The 20652-nt window shown below is 55.9% G+C and carries 21 protein-coding genes; 19 read left to right on the top strand and 2 right to left on the bottom strand.

The window, feature by feature from the left end; all coding sequences use genetic code 11:
- The first annotated feature begins 126 nt into the window (after nt 1–126).
- The 6 genes from tppE to tppA are packed head-to-tail and all read left to right on the top strand — an operon-like array spanning nt 127 to nt 6372.
- Nucleotides 127–630, top strand: coding sequence for a type IVa pilus pseudopilin TppE (gene tppE, locus OKC31_RS10945; RefSeq protein ID WP_100646794.1), 504 nt, complete (start codon nt 127–129; stop codon nt 628–630).
- The gene (gene pilV, locus OKC31_RS10940) at nt 627–1040 is read left to right on the top strand and encodes a type IV pilus modification protein PilV (RefSeq protein ID WP_100654571.1); all 414 of its coding nucleotides are present in this window, start codon (nt 627–629) and stop codon (nt 1038–1040) included. Before tppE ends, pilV begins: the two co-directional genes overlap by 4 nt.
- Nucleotides 1037–2137 carry a PilW family protein gene (locus OKC31_RS10935; protein ID WP_247823909.1) on the top strand — a complete coding sequence of 367 codons (1101 nt, stop codon included), beginning with the start codon at nt 1037–1039 and terminating at the stop codon, nt 2135–2137. Before pilV ends, OKC31_RS10935 begins: the two co-directional genes overlap by 4 nt.
- Nucleotides 2138–2148: 11 nt before the next feature.
- Nucleotides 2149–2625: a pilus assembly PilX family protein gene (locus OKC31_RS10930; RefSeq protein WP_234898295.1), complete on the top strand. Its 477-nt coding sequence runs from the start codon at nt 2149–2151 to the stop codon at nt 2623–2625.
- 10 nt (nt 2626–2635) lie between these two features.
- Nucleotides 2636–5962, top strand: a complete 3327-nt coding sequence (locus OKC31_RS10925; RefSeq protein ID WP_247823910.1) for a pilus assembly protein — start codon at nt 2636–2638, stop codon at nt 5960–5962.
- A gap of 8 nt (nt 5963–5970) precedes the next feature.
- Entirely contained in the window at nt 5971–6372 is a 402-nt protein-coding gene (gene tppA / locus OKC31_RS10920; protein WP_100654567.1) for a type IVa pilus pseudopilin TppA, read from the top strand.
- Nucleotides 6373–6375: 3 nt separating this feature from the next.
- Here tppA and OKC31_RS10915 read toward each other — a convergent pair whose 3' ends face one another.
- On the bottom strand, nt 6376–6765 hold the full coding sequence (locus OKC31_RS10915; RefSeq protein WP_100654566.1) for a type IV pilin protein: 390 nt from the start codon (nt 6763–6765) through the stop codon (nt 6376–6378).
- Between the two features lie 95 nt (nt 6766–6860).
- Here OKC31_RS10915 and OKC31_RS10910 point away from each other — a divergent pair, with 95 nt between their 5' ends.
- The 8 genes from OKC31_RS10910 (at nt 6861) to luxS (ending at nt 14453) form a co-directional block, all read left to right on the top strand.
- Nucleotides 6861–7403, top strand: a complete 543-nt coding sequence (locus OKC31_RS10910) for a GspH/FimT family pseudopilin (protein WP_100654565.1) — start codon at nt 6861–6863, stop codon at nt 7401–7403.
- Nucleotides 7394–8017: a PilW family protein gene (locus OKC31_RS10905; protein WP_100654564.1), complete on the top strand. Its 624-nt coding sequence runs from the start codon at nt 7394–7396 to the stop codon at nt 8015–8017. The genes OKC31_RS10910 and OKC31_RS10905 overlap by 10 nt, the downstream gene beginning before the upstream one ends.
- Before the next feature lies 1 nt (nt 8018).
- Nucleotides 8019–9116, top strand: coding sequence for a PilX N-terminal domain-containing pilus assembly protein (locus OKC31_RS10900; RefSeq protein ID WP_100654563.1), 1098 nt, complete (start codon nt 8019–8021; stop codon nt 9114–9116).
- 12 nt (nt 9117–9128) lie between these two features.
- The gene (locus tag OKC31_RS10895; protein WP_247823911.1) at nt 9129–11228 is read left to right on the top strand and encodes a type IV pilus modification PilV family protein; all 2100 of its coding nucleotides are present in this window, start codon (nt 9129–9131) and stop codon (nt 11226–11228) included.
- Between the two features lie 73 nt (nt 11229–11301).
- Nucleotides 11302–12924, top strand: coding sequence for an NAD+ synthase (locus tag OKC31_RS10890; protein WP_270656972.1), 1623 nt, complete (start codon nt 11302–11304; stop codon nt 12922–12924).
- A 9-nt stretch (nt 12925–12933) separates the two neighbouring features.
- The gene (glnB, locus tag OKC31_RS10885; protein ID WP_005308848.1) at nt 12934–13272 is read left to right on the top strand and encodes a nitrogen regulatory protein P-II; all 339 of its coding nucleotides are present in this window, start codon (nt 12934–12936) and stop codon (nt 13270–13272) included.
- A 59-nt stretch (nt 13273–13331) separates the two neighbouring features.
- Nucleotides 13332–13925, top strand: a complete 594-nt coding sequence (locus OKC31_RS10880) for a transglycosylase SLT domain-containing protein (protein WP_272502552.1) — start codon at nt 13332–13334, stop codon at nt 13923–13925.
- Nucleotides 13926–13943: 18 nt separating this feature from the next.
- Nucleotides 13944–14453: an S-ribosylhomocysteine lyase gene (gene luxS, locus OKC31_RS10875; RefSeq protein ID WP_005340462.1), complete on the top strand. Its 510-nt coding sequence runs from the start codon at nt 13944–13946 to the stop codon at nt 14451–14453.
- Between the two features lie 325 nt (nt 14454–14778).
- On the opposite strand, the gene OKC31_RS10870 is transcribed toward luxS, so the two are convergent.
- Nucleotides 14779–15405 (bottom strand): type II secretion system protein, encoded by a 627-nt coding sequence (locus OKC31_RS10870; RefSeq protein WP_270656971.1) that lies wholly within the window; start codon nt 15403–15405, stop codon nt 14779–14781.
- Between the two features lie 41 nt (nt 15406–15446).
- Here OKC31_RS10870 and OKC31_RS10865 point away from each other — a divergent pair, with 41 nt between their 5' ends.
- From OKC31_RS10865 to deoA, 5 genes are all read left to right on the top strand, one after another.
- Nucleotides 15447–16226, top strand: coding sequence for a TatD family hydrolase (locus OKC31_RS10865; protein ID WP_270656970.1), 780 nt, complete (start codon nt 15447–15449; stop codon nt 16224–16226).
- 216 nt (nt 16227–16442) lie between these two features.
- Complete coding sequence (locus tag OKC31_RS10860; protein ID WP_005340466.1) at nt 16443–17717, top strand: NupC/NupG family nucleoside CNT transporter; 1275 nt, start codon at nt 16443–16445, stop codon at nt 17715–17717.
- A 125-nt stretch (nt 17718–17842) separates the two neighbouring features.
- Nucleotides 17843–18013 carry a XapX domain-containing protein gene (locus OKC31_RS10855; protein WP_005340467.1) on the top strand — a complete coding sequence of 57 codons (171 nt, stop codon included), beginning with the start codon at nt 17843–17845 and terminating at the stop codon, nt 18011–18013.
- A gap of 424 nt (nt 18014–18437) precedes the next feature.
- Nucleotides 18438–19211: a deoxyribose-phosphate aldolase gene (gene deoC, locus OKC31_RS10850; RefSeq protein ID WP_106843901.1), complete on the top strand. Its 774-nt coding sequence runs from the start codon at nt 18438–18440 to the stop codon at nt 19209–19211.
- Between the two features lie 109 nt (nt 19212–19320).
- Nucleotides 19321–20652, top strand: a complete 1332-nt coding sequence (gene deoA, locus OKC31_RS10845; protein WP_005358033.1) for a thymidine phosphorylase — start codon at nt 19321–19323, stop codon at nt 20650–20652.

The raw sequence follows: 20652 nt of genomic DNA, 5'->3' as shown, positions 1-20652 counted from the left end.
CTCGAACTTTTGCATTGCCGGGATTGAAACCCCAAGTGCCCGGCATAGACTGCCAGCAAGCCCTTATTCTGGCTTAGCACACATGGAGTGTGTCTGTCCTCCTGGAACAAATCAGAGCGAAACAGGATGTTTTTGCGTTCAGGTTTTAGCCTTATCGAGCTTATGGTCACCATAGCGCTCGTCTCTTTGTTACTCACGTTGGGGGTTCCTTCCTTCAACGCTTTGCTGCGCACTATTTCTCTCAATACTCAGGCTAACAACTTTGTTGCGGCCATCAACCTTGCCCGCTCAGAAGCCATTCGCCGCAACACGGTAGTGACCCTGTCCGCCTCTGCCGATAACCTGACCCAGCATCACTGGGAGGCTGGCTGGCAGATCTGGGTCGATGGCAACGGTAACGGCATACTGGATAATGGTGAGTTGTTACGAGGCTTTCCCGACATGGGGGGCGGGGTATTGAGCAGCAATACCTCCCTGCTGCGTTTTAATAGCGAGGGTTTTCTTGATGGCCGCACTCCGTTGGCACGGGTATTTTCCCTGCGTCCTGATGAGTGTCGGAATGAGCCCTCCCGTGATATCAACATCACAGTGGCTGGTCGCCCTTCCATTACCGAGGCTAGCTGCCCATGATGCGAGAACGGGGTTTGTCACTGCTTGAAATCATGATCTCGGTACTGGTGCTCTCCATCGGTATTCTGGGCATGGCGACTCTGCAACTGCAGGCTCTCAAGAGTAACCAGTCGGCGCTGACGCGTACCGAGGCGACCCAGTATGCATACATGATCAACGACATGATGCGGGCTAATCGCAGCGCGGCTCTGAACGGGCAATACAATATCGACTTGGGCGAAACTGTCTCGGGTAGCTCTATGGCGGTTCAGGATCTGCAACACTGGAAGCGGGTCGTGGCCGAGCTACCAGGTGGCGATGGCGCCGTATCGGTCAGTGCCGGAAGGGCCACCATCACTATTCAGTGGGATAGCAGTCGGCTGTCGACTGATCCTGCGTCGCGCAGCATGATCCTGAGGACGGACCTATGAGCAGGAGCGGTTTGCCGCTACACCAGCACGGGATCGGCTTGGTCGAGGTGATGATCGCCCTGGTGCTCTCGCTGATAACGGTGGGTGTCATGATTCAGGTGTTTCTCGGCAATCACACAACCTATCTCACCGGCGAGGCCATTGCCCGGGTGCGGGAAGATAGCGGATTTGCCACCAATCTGCTGCAAAAAGAGCTGCGTATGGTGGGCTATCAGGGGTGTCTCAGCAAACAGGGGGTCAATATCACCAATACCCTCAATAACAGTACGGCACAGCCCTACAACTTCACCACCTTTTTGCGTGGTTACGACAATGTGACGTCCACTTTGCCAGCCGAGCTGTCTGCTCTGTTCAGCGGTTCCGAGCCCAGACCCATGCCGGGTAGCGATATCCTGTTGGTTCAGGGGCCGGTTGGGGTTGGGGTTCCGCTCAGTCGTGATAATCATAACAGTGCCGCCCAGCTGTTTGTGCAGCAGCTATCCAGCAAGGCCGACTATTGTGGTTCCGGCGCACAGGGTTATAGCGATCTGTGCGAGGGAGATATTGTCATGGTCTCCGACTGTCAGAAGGCCAGAATATTTCAGGTCACCAAAGTACAGGGCGTGGCAGGGGGGCGTGAGGTCAATATCGTCCACTCCAATGACAACAAATATACGCCAGGCAATGCCAGCAGTTCCTGGGGGGGGGCCAGCAGCCCACCCGAGGAGCGATTCGGTCTTGGCTCGGTCGTGAACAGGGTGGAAACCCGTCTCTACTATATCGCCCGCCCCTCTGCCAGCAGCCCCTACGCGCTTTATCGCAAGAACGGGGTGGCTGCAGGTATGCCCCTTATCGAAGGGGTGGCCAATATGCAACTTACATTCGGCGAGGATCAGAACCGGGATCGGGCGGCAGATCGCTATGTGAGCGCCGCCAGCAATCCAAACTGGAACAATGTACTGGGGATTGGAGTACAGCTTCTTATGCGCAGTAACCAAGGCAATGTGGTGTCGTCTCCGCAGGCCCTTAGCTTTGCCGGAGCCACCTTCCGGGCGACCGATCGCAACTGGTACTGGGTCGCCGAAACCACAGTTGCGCTGCGCAACCGGCTACCTTGAGGAGCCCAGTCATGATGGATCGACAGCAGGGGATGGCGCTGGTGATCAGCCTGATTTTTCTGGTCATGGTGAGCCTGCTGGGTATGGCCAGTATGCGTGGGGCGCAGTTGCAAGAGAAGATGGCGGGTAACCAGAAAGAGGCGCTGCAGGCATTGCAGGCGGCAGAAGCGGGCCTGCGCGCTGCCGAGCGCTATATCGAGGCTGGCAACTCGGGTCCTTATGACAACAGCTCGGGCCTGTATGAATTTGTCGATACTGCGGTGGATCCCGCATCACCCTCCACATCCTGGCGCACCTATGCCAACAGCGGTCTGGCGGGGCGCGCACCCGAATACTTTATCGAACGGCTGCCCTATACCCTGGGGGGGAGCGAGGATATGGCAGTCGATGAGCCCATCAGTGAGCGTCGTCTATATCGTATTACAGCAAGGGGATTTGGTCTCTCTGACGAGAGCCGGGTGCTGTTGCAATCGACCTATAGTCGCTAGGAGGCGGGGTATGGGCAAACTCGGTTTTGGTCTTTCGATGATGCTCTGCTGCATTTCGGCGCAGGCGGCGCTCGATATTGCCCAGGTTCCCCTCTATCTCGGCACCCGGGCCGATCCCAATATCATGTTTACCCTGGATGATTCGGGTTCGATGCATTTCGAGATCATGCCCGAGTCCTTGATCGAGAACGAAGCACGCTATGTCTACCCACGAGCCAACAATGTTTATGGGAATGACGATTACTCCAACTATACGATCACCTTTGCTAGCGACAATGCCCGCAATGCCTACGTGCGCTCCAGCCATAACAACAAGCTCTATTACAACCCGCAGCTGACCTATCGTCCCTGGGCCAATGCGGATGGCTCCTTGATGGCAAATGCCAAAGTGACCTGTGCCCCTCACAACCCTATGAAGACGGCGGCCGGTTGTCGCAACCTGACTGAAACCAATCGAGCATGGTGGGCCATCTATTACACTGAGTTTTCTCCTTATTATTACAACCAAGACGAGAGTTTCTGGCCGGCTGTCTATTTTGACTACAAGGGAAGTGGCAATGTATTCAACGCCAAGAACTATACCCAGGTGGTGATAAACAAAGCGGTGGCCACCGTCTATGACGGTCGCCCCAATCGCAGTGACTGCAAAAACGCTCCCCTTTGTAGCTATGACGAAGAGATCCAGAACTTTGCCAACTGGTATACCTATTACCGCTCGCGGATTTTGGCTGCTCGTGCAGGCGTGGGACGAGCTTTTGCCAGTCAGGGAGAGGGAATTCGGGTCGGCTTTGCCACCATCAACGCCAAGGATAGTGTTATTCGTGGTGTCACCCCTTTTTCGGGTACCGACCGAAGCGCATTTTTCAATGAACTGTATGGCCGCGATATTTTGGCGAAGGGGACACCGCTGCGTACCGGCCTGAAAGAGGTAGGGGAGTATTTTTCCCGCAGCGACAATAATGGCCCCTGGTCTGCCCGTGCCGGCAGCACGCTTCCTCATCTGACTTGCCGCCAGAGCTACAACATCCTGATGACGGATGGCTACTGGAACGGTGATTCCCCCTCGGTCGGCGATCAGGACCAGGATGGCATCAATAACACCCTGGCGGACGTGGCCTACAAATACTGGAAGACGGATCTGCGTAGCGACTTGGCCAACAAGGTGCCGACGAGCACGGCAGACCCTGCCAACTGGCAGCATCTGGTCAACTTTACCGTCGGGCTCGGGGTCAACGGTTCGCTCAATCCGGCCAACGGTATCCCGAGCCGCTGGCCGAATCCTTATGATTCCGATGAGTTCAAGATCGACGATCTGTGGCATGCTGCCGTCAACAGCAAGGGGAGTTTTTTCAGCGCGGGTGACCCCGACATCTTTGCCGCAGCTCTGAGCAGTACCCTTGCCCAGATCGCAGCGCGCAACAGCTCCGCCAGCTCGGTAACCGCCAACGCAACCCGGCTGGACAGCAATACCCACATCTACCAAGCCCGCTACAACAGCGGCGACTGGTCGGGGCAACTGGTCTCGATCCCGCTGAACAGCGATGGCACCCTTGGGGAGATCGCTTGGGATGCCGCTACCTTGATCCCCGAGCCTGCGGTACGCAATATCTATACCCTGCAAGGTGGCGTCGGCATCCCTTTCCGTTGGGATGCATTGAATACGACCAATCGTGCCCTGTTCAATATTGCCGGTGACAATCTCGGAGAAAGCCGGGTCGCCTATCTGCGCGGTGAGCGCGCTGGCGAGCAGCGCAATGGTGGTGCGTTTCGCAATCGCAGTGATCTGCTCGGCGACATCATCAACTCGGATCCCGTCTATGTGGGCAAGCGTGATTACGGTTACAGCAGTGCAGCCGGTCTGACTCAGACCGAGCGGGAGGGTTACCAGGCTTTTCTAGGCTCGACGGCGATTACCCGCCGCCCACCCATGCTCTATGTCGGTGCCAATGACGGTATGCTGCACGGATTTCGAGTGGCCGACGGTATCGAGCGACTGGCCTATATCCCGTCCAGCCTGCTGGGCGAGCTGAGTCAGTTGACCAGACCGAATTACAGCCATCGCTACTATGTGGATGGGACGCCCAAGGTGGGCGATGCCTATCTGGGCAGTCGCTGGAAGAGCATCTTGCTGGGATCCACCGGTGCCGGTGGCAAGGCGGTATTTGCCATCGATGTGACGGCCCCGGATAACTTCACCGCCGACAAGATGCTGTGGGAGTTCACCGATAGCGAAATGGGGGTTGCACTGGCGGCACCCACTCTGGTGCGGGTCAAAGCCGACAACAAGTGGGTTGCTCTGGTTGCGAATGGTTACAACAGCACCAGTCAGACTGCGAGGCTGTTTGTACTGGATCTGGCGACTGGCGCCATCATCAAAGAGATTGATACCGAGGTAGGGTCTTCCAGCGAGCCCAATGGTCTATCTTCCCCCTTGCCGGTAGATCAAGACGGGGACAGGGTTGTCGACTATGTCTATGCCGGTGACCTGCACGGCAATCTGTGGAAATTCGATCTGACTGACAAAAACAGTGCTCAGTGGGGAAGTGCTTTGAAAACGGGCAACAAGCCCAAGCCGCTGTTCCAGGCCTGTAATGGCAGCTGCAGTGCCGGTACGCGTCAGCCGATCACCATGCGTCCTTTAGCTATTCGGCACCCTAAAGGGGGGGTTATGGTGATGATGGGGACTGGCAGTTATTTTACCAATGATGACAAACTGGTTCCCGCCACGCCGAGGCTGGAAGCGGTGTACGGTATCTGGGATACGGGGGCTACCGTGCTCAGTAGCCAGCTGTTGCAGCAGAGCATCACCCATGAGTTTGTGGCCAACGGCACCACTATCAAGTTCAATGTGAGGGTGGTCTCCAACCGGAATGTCAATTACACCAGCCAAAAGGGTTGGTATCTGCTATTGAAATCGCCAGGCTTGAGCAAGGGGGTCGGTGAGCGTGCCGTCTCCGAGATGCTCTATCGGCATAAGCGACTGATCTTCAATACCTTGATCCCGTCGGCGGATGCCTGTGACTTTGGTGGCCGCTCCTGGCTGATGGAGCTGGATCCCATCTCGGGGGCCAGACTCACCTACTCGGTGTTTGACGTTAACGGCGACGGGGCCGTCAACGATGATGATTACGTCGCGATTCAGGATGAAGCCGGCAATGACATCAAGGTGCCGGTCAGCGGCAAGCAATTTGATGAGCTCACCACGACGCCAAGCGTAGTGGAAGATGCCGAGATGGAGCGCAAATATATCAGCGGCTCCAGCGGAAATATCTCGGTCACGCTGGAAGAGGGGGCAGGCGATCTGGGTGGCCGCCAGTCCTGGTTGCAACTGGAGTAGAGGTTGGCATGGAACGTGGTTTTACCCTGATTGAGTTGATGATAGTGGTCGCAGTGGTCGCCATTCTGGCCGCGATCGCGTATCCCAGTTACAACAACTACATGGCGGCTGCCAAGCGGGCCGAAGCCAAGGCAGTGTTGCTGGAAGCGGCGCAATATCTGGAGCGGGAGTTTACTGCCAATGGCAATTACGACGCCGGTAACCTAGCCTCTGCCGGCTTGGCGACCCTGCCGAGGGATGGGGGGGCTGCGTATTACAATGTAGCGCTCAATGCCAGTGGGGCCCGTTATACCCTGACCGCCATTCCGACCGGTGTGATGAATGGCGATCCCTGTGGATTGTTGACTCTCGATCAGAGCGGACTGCAGGGGGTATCACGAGCCACCATGACAGCCACCGAATGCTGGTAGCGTTCAGTTCCAGCACTCGGCAGGCGTCTTGATGTCGGCCTTGTTGATAGTCAGGGTATCACAGGCAGTATTGCCGGCCTTGTCGCCGACCTGGGCCCCCTTGCTGGTGGCCACCAGTGTGTAGGCGGTGGCGCTGGCGCCAGAAATGCTAAAGGTGTAGTAATCGCTGGTTGGGTTGCCCACACTGGCTATCGCACTGCTGTAACTGGCATTGGAGATGCGAAATTCTTCTTGTTTGAGCTGCATGGTCAGCAAGCCCTTGATGGCATCGGCTCGACGAGATTTACGCAGACCGTCAGTAAAGCTCGGGTAGGCGACAGCGGCAATGATGGCAACGATGGCAACGACCACCATCAATTCCAGCAGGGTGATTCCGGATTGTTTGATTCTCATGGGCGCGGCAGGGTTCGTTAAACAGATAGATACTATAGGATAGTACTGACATCATACTCTACTGGCATGTGCGAAAAGAAAGGAGTCTTTAGCCAATGGAATTCGCAGAGGGGCGCTCAGCCGGTTTTACCATGATTGAATTGATGATCGCCATGGCTCTGGTCGCCCTGCTGCTAACCGTAGCCATCCCCAGTTATCAGTCATTGCGCCAGGAGCAGATGGTCAAGGCGGCTACCCAAGCCGTTTACACGGATATCATGCTGCTCAAGTCTGAGGCGATCAAACGTAATCGCACCTTGCAGTTTATTATCTTCAACAGCGGTACCAGTAACTGGTGCTATCGCATCAGTATTGATGGTGACAGCAGCTGTGCAAGCTGCAGCGATACTTGCTCCAGCTTGGAAGGGCGCAAAGGAGCTGACGCTAGTGAATTCCCCGGGATTATCCTGACGGGCTCATATGCCGAGAGTGCCAGCAACACTCGGCCCATCACCTTCTCACCCCGTCGCGGTACTTTGCCAAGCGGCAATATTACGGTCACCTCGTCTAATGCAAGCATGAAAGTGATCACCAGCAATCTGGGTCGAGTGAGAACCTGTGCAGTCAGCAGTGTGATCGGGGAGGTTGCATGCAATTGAAGATGCGGGGCTTTAGTCTGGTCGAGCTGATGGTGGCTATGGTGGCTGGTTTGCTGCTGGTTGCCGCAGTGACATCATTGTTTGCCACCATCCTCAAGGCTAACTATACCGCCATGCAGACCAGCCGTTTGAATCAGGAAGTACAGGCTCTGACCGACATGATCGCTCGGGACATTCAACGGTCCGGTTATGACGCCAACGCAACCCAGTTTCTTGCAGCCCCCTCTGGCAGCCGATCCAGTTTCTACTTTGATACCGTTACAGACTTGATGAATGAAACAGCTACCGGTTCCGGTTTGTATACCTGTGTCAGAGTACGTTATGACAACGATGGGAACGGTGTGTTGGGCACAGATGACACCTTGGTATACAGCTATCTGAGCGCTGATAAAGGAATCAAACAGGGAACTGGTTCCACAACATGCGGTAATGGCACTTTTATTTCGACCGATGACACCATTGAGATCACCGGGATGACGCTGAAACTGTTGCCGAGCAGTCAGGGCAGCGGGGCTCGAGCGCTGCAACTGATGGTGAGCGGTCGTTTCAAAGCGTCGCCTGCGCTGACCTTGACTCTGCAGCGCGATATCAAATTGCGTAACGACGGGTACTGAGATGAAGCGACAGTCCGGTTTTACAACCTTTACCATCACTCTATTGCTGGTGTTGATCCTGCTCGGTATCTCGCTGCTGGTTGGCAAGATGCTGGTTGCAGATCGGCGGGTAACGCTCAATGAGGTGCTCTATCGACAAGCGATGGCGATGGCTGAGGTGGGCCTGGCTGATGGACTTGGGCGGCTGGCTCTTGATCCCACTTGGCGTACCAGCGGGGCAACAACCACTTTAACGACTGGGAGCTACACATTGTCATCTGTTGACGATGCCGCTATTACGGTGGGATCTGTGGCGGTGACCCCCGTCATAGTGCGTTCCCAGGCGACGTTAAGCAATGATCAGGCCCAAGCGGTAGTAGAAACCAAAGTCGTTCGGTTCAGTGTGTTGGCCGGCACTCCTGCGGCTCCCTTGACTGTTGCTGGTGGTATGGCAGTGGGGGGTAATTTTACCATTGTGGCCAACCCAAATGGTGGCGGTCTTGGCGTTCCTCTGTCGGTCTGGACCAATGGTAATGTCGACCTCATAACTGGTACGGGGCAAACCTGTCATCAGGGGGATTATAACGGGGGGTGCTCTGCCAATATCAGCCAGAAAGGGGATAAACAGTCAGATATCAAGGACAACGATACGGCTTTCCCGACCGATTTGGTCTGGTATCTATTTAATGAAAAGGATGATGCGACAGGTTGGTCAAATCTGGAGGCTAGAGCGACCCAAAAGTTGACCGATTGCAGCAGCCTTGGCCCGACGTCAACGGGTCTTGTCATAGTGGATGGTGATTGCAAGCCTTCTGCGAATGTTGGCTCTGTGACCGCACCAGTCATTCTGATCGTGCGTAATGGCAATCTGGCAGTGAACGGTAATACCGTTCTGTATGGCCTCGTGTTCGCTTACTCATCAAATCCAGCTTCTGCAGCAACGGATGTGAAGTTGACGGGTGGCGCCATCGTAAACGGCGCTATGGTTGCCAACTATCAACTGGGTAATGCCAATGGTACCTATGATGCCAAGTACGATGCCGGTGTTTTGAGCAATATATCGAATGGCGCCTCTTTTCAGGTCGTTAATCAGGTGCCTGGTAGCTGGCGGGATTGGTAGAGGGAGATGGCGATGAATAGGCAAAAAGGATTTGGCCTGCTTGAGATCCTCATTACTCTGGTTGTGCTGGGGGTGGGGATAGTTGGACTGGTTGCAATGTCTAAGTCAGGGTTGATCATGTCGCAAGATGGTCGCCGTTATGAGACTGCTATGCGTCTGGCAGAGTCCAAGCTTGATGAGTTTCGCAATTTTAATAGTGTGGTTACCGCAACAGCACCACTGACGGCTTACAACCAAATCTCATCGGCAAGTGCTGCAGTGACCATGTCGGGGGATCCTTACTCCCTGACCTGGACGGTGACCAACCAGTATTTGAATGGCTCTAACTGGCAAAATACAGCGCCAGTTGGTTATCGTCTCAGCTATCCGGGACGCAAGGCAATTATCGTCAGCGTTGGCTGGACCGATAGCGAAGGACAGGCCCAAACATTACAACTGGCAGGCAATGTTTCACCAATAGAGTCTCTAAGCTCGGCGCAGCTTGATGGTGGATTGGATACAACCCGACAGGGGCCAAAAGTTAATTACACCCCTGGCGTGGCGCCAGATGTTATCTCTGTCGAATTGGGAGATGGCAACAAGCAGGAGACCAGCAAGCCCTTACCTACCGTCACCTCCAAAGATGGTCAGGTTGGAAAATTGGTGCAATTTGAAACCGTCACATACAAACCTGAAGCCGATGGCAGTACCCAGCAAGTCTTGCAAGATATGGCATCCGTCTCTTGTTCCTGTAGCTTCGATGACAACCTGAGCTCTTATCTGCCTGGCCAGATCTACAACTCGGCGAGTAACCAACTCTATTGGAAAGCAGGTGCGATGCAGAGTAAACCCACGGGGTCTCTGGATAACAGTATCAATGGCCAGCCGACCCTATGCTCTAGCTGCTGTAAGGACCATTTCGATGGCAGCGGGTCGAGTTTTAGTAATTTCTATGCACCATTGAATACATCAAGAGTTCGTTACAACAGCTCTCTGAATGCGGTGACCAATGGTAAATATGTGGATGCGTGCCGCTTTGTCCGGTTGGATGGTTATTACCGTCCATTGCCGGACTGGAATCTGGTCAAAGTAGTCGTAACTACCGCTGATTTTTTGGCCAAGCCAGCAAATCAGGCCAGTTATCAGAAATACATCAAATATGTGGTCAAGACCTATATTGATTGGCAAAAATCGACGCTGAGGTGGGTGAAAGGGGCCTCTGCCACCTTGCCGACCATCACCGATTTTTCAACCTGGCTGGCTACCAATGCAGAAGCTGGAGGGAATACTACGAGCGGGATCACAGTGAGTACCGGGACGGCGCAGCTTATTGCTCGAGGCATCTATGTGGATGTGCTTGACCCCGTCTATTTAGCCAACATCGATACCAGTTCAGTCGATTACCTAACCAAAGTACCCTTTCAGGATATCAACCTGACCATGCTGGCGGAGTGGTCAATGGGACCGTTGACTCTACTCACAGGTAATGCCACGGATTATGTTGCTGTGACCAATGAAGCGGTCAAAACCGTGGTTGATCTCAATAACTACTACTTCGGTAGTTATAGCCGTGGCTATATGACTGCGAAGAAGTCGACCAAAGATAGCAATCAGGTTCTGCGCGACGTGACCGTGCGAGTCACTGCATATCAGGGGAATTCGGGGATCACCGCATCCTTGATCTCCGCCAGAGACCAGTCACTGGCATTGACGGCAGATATGCTGGTCAAGGTCGATGCGGCGCAGCAGACCGTGCCAACCATCAAGGTGAGTGGACGAATTCAATGTTTGGAGCGTGGCAAGGGGAACAATAATCCTCCCCCCGAGGCATGTGGCAAAAATTCTTTCAGCAATTTGAGCATCAGCACACCAAACTCTGGTGCGACTTGCCGTATTGATTACCCACAGGCGAATAATCAACCGGCAGCATATCTGTGTGAAGCGCCTGAGAATTCAACGTTGGTTATCAATCTCTCATACACCAACCAGGGCAGTACCACCTTTATGTTGCAGCCATCTTCTTTCAGCGTACAGATGACCCCTCAGTCCAACAACCAAGTGCTGAGTGGCCCTTGCTCGCTGCTGGTGGACAACGGGGTGACCAATGCAACCAGTCTGACTTGCACCCGTTAAGCCTTGGGCGCTGGCACAGCCAGCGCCTTTTCTTTATCATTCCCCATCATTTTCGAATTCAAGATGCATCGCCATGGCAAAAGCCCTCTCTCTGATGCTTGCCCAGTTGAATCTGACGGTAGGCGCTATCGAAGATAACACTGACAAAGTGCTCGCGGCGGCGGCTCAGGCCGAGCAGCAAGGCGCTGATCTGCTGGTCTGTTCCGAGCTGGCCCTGACCGGCTATCCACCGGAAGATCTGTTGCTGCGTGCCGATCTGATGATCCGGGTCGAAGCTGCGTTGGCTCGTGTTGCCGAATGGCAGGGCAACTGTGCCATTTTGGTGGGTCACCCTTGGCGCGATGGGGAGGCGCTCTACAACGCGGCTTCCCTCTATGAGCAGGGCCAGCTGATTGCCCGTTACTTCAAGCAGGATTTGCCCAACTACGGCGTGTTTGATGAGAAGCGCTACTTTACCGCCGCGACCGAGACCTGCGTGGTGCCGTTCCGTGGTCACCAGCTGGGGCTGCTCATCTGTGAAGATCTGTGGCAGCCGGGTCCGGCGCTGGCCGCCAAGGCGGCAGGGGCCGAGCTGCTGCTCACCATCAATGCGTCGCCATACGATCAGGATAAACCCTGGATCCGCCGCGAACTGATGGCCGAGCGCTGCGATCAAACCGGTCTGCCGCTGGTCTACCTCAATCAGGTCTGCGGTCAGGACGAGCTGATTTTCGACGGCTGCTCCAAGGTGTTCAGCAGCCAGGGTGAGTTGACCCACAAGCTGGCTCCGTTTGCCGAAGAGCTGATGCTGGTACGTTTTGCTGATGGCCAGCCAGTGAAGGAGCGGGAGCCCGCTGCGCCGCTGGAGCCGTTGGCCGAGACCTATCAGGCGCTGGTGCTGGCAGTGCGCGACTATGTTACCAAGAACGGTTTCCACGGTGCTGTGCTGGGTCTATCCGGCGGCATCGACTCGGCGCTGACGCTGGCCATTGCGGCCGATGCCATCGGTGCCGACAAGGTGCAGGCTGTGATGATGCCGTTCCGCTACACCGCCCAGATGAGCGTGGAGGATGCCAAGGAGCAGGCCGAGCGGATGGGGGTTGAGTTCAACATCATCTCCATCGAGCCGATGTTCGAAGGGTTTATGGCCCAGCTGGCGCCGCTGTTTGAAGGCACCGCTCGCGATACGACCGAAGAGAACCTGCAGGCCCGCTGCCGCGGCGTGCTGCTGATGGCGCTCTCCAACAAACGTCGTCGTATCGTGCTGACCACCGGTAACAAGAGCGAGATGGCGGTCGGTTATGCCACGCTGTACGGTGACATGGCGGGCGGTTTCGACGTACTGAAAGATGTGCCCAAGACGCTGGTCTTCAAGTTGTGCGAATATCGCAACTCGGTCGACTATGTGATCCCGCAGCGGGTTATCGACCGTCCTCCTTCAGCGGAGCTGGCGCCGGATCAGGTGGATCAGGACAGCCTGCCCCCGTATGACATCCTTGATGCCATCCTCAAGCGTTACGTGGAAGAGGATGCATCGGTCGCCGACATGGTGGCAGAAGGCTTCGAGGAGGCGGTGGTGCGCAAGGTGATCCGCTTGGTGGATCTCAACGAATACAAGCGCCGTCAGGCGGCGGTCGGGCCCCGCATTACGGCTCGCAACTTTGGTAAGGATCGCCGTTACCCCATTACATCCGGGTTCGGCAAACAGAACTGGTAAGGAGTCACCATGAAGAAGATTGAAGCCATCATCAAACCGTTCAAGCTGGACGATGTGCGCGAGGCCCTGGCCGAGATCGGCATCAACGGCATGACCGTATCCGAAGTCAAAGGCTTCGGCCGCCAGAAGGGCCATACCGAGCTCTATCGCGGCGCCGAATATATGGTCGACTTCCTGCCGAAAGTGAAGGTGGAGCTGGTGGTGCAGGACGAGGATCTCGATGCCTGCCTGGAAGCGATCCAGAACACCGCCCGTACCGGCAAGATTGGTGATGGCAAGATCTTCGTCTGCGAGGTGGAGCGTGTCATTCGTATCCGTACTGGCGAAGAGAACGAAGACGCGATCTGACCTTGGCTATCTCTTTACCTGACCAGAGGCGTGAAGCGCGACCTCATTTGATGGGGTGGATGCGCTTCGTGGTAGTCGCCAGCCTGTTGGCGGGCCTGACTGCTTGCAGTACCCGTCCACCGGCCCAGCCGGAGAATCTGTGCCAGATCTTTCGCGAGAAGCCTGACTGGCACAAGGCCGCGCTCAAGATGAACGAGAAGTGGGGGACGCCGATCCATGTGGTGATGGCCATGATGTATCAGGAGTCCTCTTACGTACATGATGCCCAGCCGCCGATGCAGTATTTCCTCTTCATCCCGACCGGGCGGGCCAGTTCGGCTTATGGTTATGCTCAGGTCAAAGATGAAACCTGGGCTGATTACCAGCGGGAAACCGGCAACAGCTGGAGTGACCGCGATGATTTTGCCGACGCCATCGATTTTATGGGTTGGTACACTAACAAAGCCCAGCGGCTCAATGGCACCTCCAAGTGGGATGCCTATGGCCAGTACCTCAACTATCACGAAGGGTGGGGTGGCTACCGGCGTGGCAGCTATCGCAGCAAGGGGTGGTTGATGAAGACCTCTCGCAAGGTAGAGGCTCGCGCCCAGCGCTACGGCGCCCAGTACCGTCAATGCAAGGATCAGCTCTCCCGTGGGGGCTGGTTCTGGTAACCAAATCAGGAGTCAGAAATGCCGTTATTGGACAGTTTTACCGTTGACCACACCCGTATGGAAGCGCCAGCGGTGCGTGTGGCCAAGACCATGCAGACCCCGAACAAGGACACTATTACCGTGTTCGACCTGCGTTTCTGTGTGCCGAATCAGGAGATCCTCTCCGAGCGCGGTATCCATACGCTGGAGCACCTGTTCGCCGGTTTTATGCGTGATCACCTGAACGGCAACGGCGTGGAGATCATCGACATCTCCCCCATGGGTTGCCGTACCGGCTTCTACATGAGCCTGATCGGCGCGCCGGACGAAGCCCGTGTTGGCGCAGCCTGGCAGGCAGCCATGAGCGACGTGCTGACCGTGCAGGATCAGGCCAAGATCCCCGAGCTGAACGAGTATCAGTGCGGCACCTACAGCATGCACTCGCTGGAAGAGGCGCACGCCATCGCCCGTCATGTGCTGGAGCGCGGTATCGGCGTCAACCACAACGACGAGCTGGCCCTGCCGGAAGAGAAGCTGAAGAGTCTGTGAGGCTGATGAGCTGTCGCTCATTGGATAATCTCTTCAGGGAATGTTAAAAGAGCCGGTCAGCCATGCTGACCGGCTCTTTTTTATTCCGCCCGATCGCGGTTATGGGGATCACTTGCTCCCCTTGCCGACTCTGATTAGGATGGTTTTTAACCTGAACCTGTTGGCGGAGGTGTGACGATGAAGGGGGTATTGCTGCGTTGGCTGGCCCGTTATGACGCGTGGTGCGAGGAGTGGGGGCTCACTCAGGAGAACCGGCGCTGCTGCACGCCGGTTCGTTATGATGATGATTCAAGCAAAGAGCGAGCTTGCGCAGAAGAGGCTGAGCTCAATCAAAATTGCGGGTCACGGCACCGGTAACGCTGTTGTACTCGAAGCCGAGGCCGTTGGGGTGATCCAGGAAGCGGCCGATAGAATCGCGAAGAATATAGCTGCAGTTATTGTGTGCCTCGTTACCTTCATCTTCATCCGGATGGCTCGGGCCAATCATGGTGGTGAGGTAATCTGCCTGCTTTTGAACAGCGTCAGGCCGCTCTGTGGAAGCAACGCTCTGACTGCTATCTAGCAGGTTAGTAAATAGCAACTCGCAATCCTCAGCATTATTGACCGAGATGTGCATAGAGCCTGGTTTATATGGCTCATCGCTTCCCTTACGCCCCTGATCTTCTTCAGAGCCTGCCGGCCAACCATATCGATTGATATCCACATCGCCTTTACCAAAGCTGCTTAGGTTGTAGAGCGCGATCGCTTGCCCCTGCACTTTCACCGCCCATCCAGCATGAGCCAGCTGAACTGCACTGGCAAAGCTGCCTGCGGTCGCCGAGACCGTGCTTTTCAGGGCATCATCCTTGATATTGATAAAGCGGGGCAGGGCGGTGACGGCCAGGATCCCCAGCACTATGATCACCAGCACCAGTTCAATCAGGGTAAAGCCGTTGTTTCTGTTGTTCATCATGTTCAATGACCCATTAAATACCGCAAACAGGTGTGAGTGATATGCAGCTGATAGATACCCATTGCCATCTCGACTTTCCGGTGTTCGACCAGGACAGGGAGGCGCTGCTGGCCCGTTGTCGGGCATTAGGGGTGACGGAGTATATCATTCCTGCCATCGCTGAGGATAACTGGACTCGTGTGATGGCACTGGCAGAGCAACATGACGGCCTCTTTTATGGTCTGGGCGTTCATCCCTGGTATGCCGGTGAGCAGCGGGAGGGGGTGATGGAGCGGCTGCGAACGCTGGTAATGAGCCAGCCTGCCGGGCTGGTGGCCATAGGCGAGAGTGGACTGGACCTCCGTTCTCACGTGCCGCAAGAGGGGCAGTTTGCGCTGTTTGAGGCTCAGATCCGGCTGGCTGCAGATGCCGGGCTCCCCCTGATGATCCACTCGGTGCGTGCCAATGACACTGTGGCCAAGCTGTTGCGCCGCTTCAAGCCGCCTCGTGGCGGGGTGATCCATGCTTTCAGCGGTTCGTTGCAGCAGGCGGAGGCCTTCTGGCAACTGGGCTTTCGACTCGGGGTGGGCGGGGTGATCAGTTTTGAACGGGCGAACAAGACGCGAGAGGTATTTCGGGCCATGCCGCTCGAGGCTCTGGTGCTGGAAACCGATTCGCCCGATATGCCCTTACAAGGTGAGCAAGGCACCCGGAATACCCCGGAAGCGCTGCCGAAAATAGCGGAAATATTGATGACATTGCGGGATGAAGCATCGGCAGATGTTGCCAAGGTGTTATTTGAAACTGCCCGGCATATTTTCCATCACGACCAATTGCTATGAAACAATTTCGCAACACCTGATTTAGTTGTCAGGAAAAAAAATGAGCGTAAAAATCGTTTGCTGTCTAATTTTGTGACACTTGGACATTTTGATAACGATAAAATGTGACCAGCATTCTATTTTATCGGACTTTAATTAGTATAATGCGCTCCCCTTGATTAGTTGGGTTTAATAACAACTCACTAACAAGTCAGGTGCTACTAGAGGAAGATAATAATGAATTTGTTCATGGGTCTGGTAGGGATGGCGACGCTCGTCCTTATCGCGGTGCTGTTCTCCAGCAATCGCAAGGCAATCAACGTGCGTACCGTTGTCGGTGCGTTCGCTATTCAAGCCGGTCTGGGGGCGTTTGTTCTCTATGTTCCGGTTGGTCGCGATATCCTGGTCGGCGTGTCCGATGCGGTATCCAGCGTGATCAGCTACGGCCAGAACGGGATCGACTTCCTGTTTGGCGGTCTGGTCAGCAACAAGATGTTTGAAGTGTTCGGTGGCGGCGGCTTTGTCTTTGCCTTCCGTGTTCTGCCGGTCATCATCTTCTTCTCTTCCCTGATTGCAGTGCTCTACTACCTGGGCATCATGCAGATGGTCATCAAGTTGCTGGGCGGCGGTCTGCAGAAAGTACTGGGTACTTCCCGCACCGAATCCCTCTCTGCAACTGCCAACATCTTCGTAGGTCAGACCGAAGCGCCACTGGTGGTTCGTCCTTACATCGCCAAGATGACTGACTCCGAGCTGTTCGCCGTCATGTGTGGTGGTCTGGCTTCCGTTGCCGGTTCCGTACTGGCCGGTTACGCCTCCATGGGCGTGAAGATGGAGTACCTGATTGCTGCCTCCTTCATGGCTGCACCGGGTGGTCTGCTGTTCGCCAAGCTGCTGGTTCCCGAGACCGAGACCCCGAACTACGACGAAAGCTCTGCCGATGCCGAGCTGGATGACAAGCCTGCCAACGTCATTGACGCTGCTGCAGCTGGCGCTTCTGCCGGTATGCAACTGGCCCTGAACGTCGGCGCCATGCTGCTGGCCTTCATCGGTCTGATCGCCATGATCAACGGCATCTTCTCCGGTGTGGGTGGCTGGTTCGGTTATCCGCAACTCTCTCTGGAACTGCTGCTGGGCTGGATCTTCTCCCCGCTGGCCTTCCTGATCGGTGTGCCCTGGAATGAAGCAGTGGTTGCTGGTTCCTTCATCGGTCAGAAGCTGGTAGTGAACGAGTTCGTGGCTTACCTGAACTTCGCTCCGTACCTGAAAGACGAAGTGCTGATCAACGGTGTAGCCATGTCCGATCACACCAAGGCGATCATCTCCTTCGCGCTGTGTGGTTTTGCCAACCTCTCCTCTGTTGCCATCCTGCTGGGTGGTCTGGGGTCCATGGCGCCGAACCGCCGCGGCACCATTGCACGCTTTGGTCTGAAAGCCGTACTGGCAGGCTCTCTGTCCAACCTGATGTCTGCAACCATCGCAGGCTTCTTCCTGGCACTGTCCGGCATGTAATCGCCGCCTGACTGACAGGGTATAAACACGAACGCCACGGCATCTGCCGTGGCGTTCGCGTATGGAGCGGTGACAACCGTTTTCCTATCTAAACTAATAATAAAATGAGTCAAATCGGAGGTTATATGAATGAAGTGCTACTGGCGATGGTGGCCGGCTTTATAGTTGGTTTGTTGTTTTCTTTCCTCAAATTGCCGATCCCGGCGCCTCCCGTTTTGTCCGGGGTAATGGGGATCGTCGGGGTCTATCTGGGGGGATTGGCCTACTCCTGGATCCTGACTCGTTTCTTTTCGTAAGGCTTTTTTAGACCTGGATTTGCCAGATGTGAGGTACCTCTGAAATTGGCAAATCCGGCTTGCAAACAGGGGGTATCTCGGCTGAAATAGGCGTTGCCAGCAGGGTGCTGGCAATGACTAATGCTCGATGAAATCGGGTGTTGGCGGTCAAATGGAATTGATTGGGAAGTCGGGTCAGATGTTGTCGGCCTTTCTCAAGTCTTCATGGAACCAAGTCCGCACTTTTGTAAGAAAGTGACAGGGCTCTTGCCTTATTTACAGTCGCAGTGCCTGCAGGGTGTTTTGAATAGCATCCCGATAGTGCCGGTGCCTTCGCACTGTAATTCCATTCCCGTATAGCTGGGGATTACTGCCTGTGCATCCATCGCTGGATGGTATGGTGGTGCCCAGTTATCTGGATTAAATCGAGACTTTGGAGAACAGAATGACTGATCTGAAAGTGGCCGCTCAGCGCGCCCTGAACCTGATGGACCTGACCACCCTGAACGATGACGACACCGATCTGAAGGTGATCGACCTGTGCCATAAGGCCAAGTCACCGGCTGGCCTGACCGCCGCCGTCTGCATCTACCCCCGTTTTATCCCTATCGCTCGCAAGACCCTGCGTGAGATCGGCGCTGCCGACGTACGCATTGCGACCGTGACCAACTTCCCGCACGGCAACGACGACATCGAGATCGCCGTGGCCGAGACCCGTGCCGCTGTCGCCTACGGTGCCGACGAAGTGGACGTGGTGTTCCCGTACCGCGCCTTCATGGCTGGTAATGAACAGATCGGTTTTGATCTGGTCAAAGCCTGTAAAGAGGCCTGCGGTGCCAACGTGCTGCTGAAAGTGATCATCGAAACCGGCGAGCTGAAAGAAGAGGCGCTGATCCGTCGCGCTTCCGAGATCTGTATCGATGCCGGTGCCGATTTCATCAAGACCTCCACCGGCAAGGTGCCGGTCAATGCGACCCTGGAAGCGGCGCGGATCATGATGGAAGTGATCAAGGCCAAGAACCCGAAAGTCGGCTTCAAGCCTGCTGGTGGCGTGAAAGACGCAGCCGTTGCCGGTCAGTATCTGGCCATGGCCGAAGAGATCCTCGGCAACGACTGGGTGTCCGCCCGTACCTTCCGCTTTGGTGCATCCAGCCTGCTGGCCAGTCTGCTGGCCACTCTGGGGCATGGCGACAAGCCGGCCAACACCAGCGGTTACTAATAGGTTGATGAGAGGGCGGACTGCTGTCCGCCCTGTTAGCCCCCACCATGCGGTGTGCGGGCAAGGATTCAGGCTTGTGTAACGCCAGCAATGGCGGAGGGAATGAAAGATGTTTTTGCCTCAAGAAATTATTCGCAAGAAGCGCAACGGTGAAGCGCTCAGTACCCAAGAAATTCAATTCTTCGTTCAGGGCATTACCAATAACACCATCGGCGAGGGGCAGATCGCCGCGCTGGCGATGGCGGTCTACTTCAAAGACATGACCATGGATGAGCGGGTTGCCCTGACCTGCGCCATGCGCGACTCCGGCATGGTGCTGACCTGGGATCACCTCAATCTGGGTGGCCCGATTGTCGACAAACACTCCACCGGCGGTGTGGGTGATGTGGTCTCTCTGATGCTTGGCCCGATGGTCGCTGCCTGTGGCGGTTTCGTGCCGATGATCTCCGGTCGTGGTCTGGGCCATACCGGCGGTACCCTCGACAAGCTGGATGCCATTCCCGGCTACCAGACCTCGGTCGACAACGACCGTTTCCTGAAAGTGGTGAAAGAGGCGGGTGTCGCCATCATCGGCCAGACCGGCGATCTGGCCCCCGCTGACAAGCGTATCTATGCAGTACGTGACATTACTGCAACCGTCGAATCCATCGCCATGATCACCGGCTCCATCCTCTCCAAGAAGCTCGCCTCCGGGCTCGAAGCGCTGGTGATGGATGTGAAAGTGGGCTCCGGCGCCTTTATGCCAACCTTCGAAGCCTCCGAAGAGCTGGCCAAGAGCATTGTGGCCGTGGCCAACGGTGCCGGTTGCCGCACCTCTGCGCTCTTGACCGATATGAACCAGGTGCTGGCCTCCAGCGCCGGTAACGCGGTGGAAGTACGTGAAGCGGTGCGTTACCTGACAGGTGAATACCGCAACCCGCGGATCCACGAAGTGACCATGGCGCTGTGCGCCGAGATGCTGATCTCCGCCGGTCTTGCCAGCGACGAGCGCGATGCCCGCACCAAGCTGCAGGCGGTGCTGGATAACGGCAAGGCAGCCGAGATCTTCGGTCGCATGGTGACTGGTCTCGGTGGCCCGGCCGATTTTATGGAGCGTTATGACGCTTACCTGCCCAAGGCTGCCATCGTGCGCCCGGTCTTCGCGGCCAACAGCGGTTTCGTGACCGCCATGGATACACGCGAGCTGGGTCTGGCCGTGGTGGCGATGGGCGGTGGTCGCCGCGCTGCCGGTGACAAACTTGATTATGCGGTCGGTCTGACCGACTTTATCCGCCTGGGTCAAAGTGTTGATGCTGACAAGCCGATCGCGATGATCCACGCTCAGACTGAAGAGCAATATGCTCAGGCTGCCAGCATGGTGCAGGCGGCTGTCCGGATTGGTGGCGAGCGGCCGGAAGCACTGCCTGAAGTGTACCGCCGTATCACCCTGGCCGATTTGTAA

Origin of the sequence: Aeromonas sp. Y293-4 (genome assembly GCF_027705905.1) — a bacterium.
GTDB classification, from domain to species: Bacteria; Pseudomonadota; Gammaproteobacteria; order Enterobacterales; family Aeromonadaceae; genus Aeromonas; species Aeromonas veronii.
Note: the sequence above shows the minus strand (reverse complement) of the source record. Positions and strands in the feature narration are given on the sequence as shown.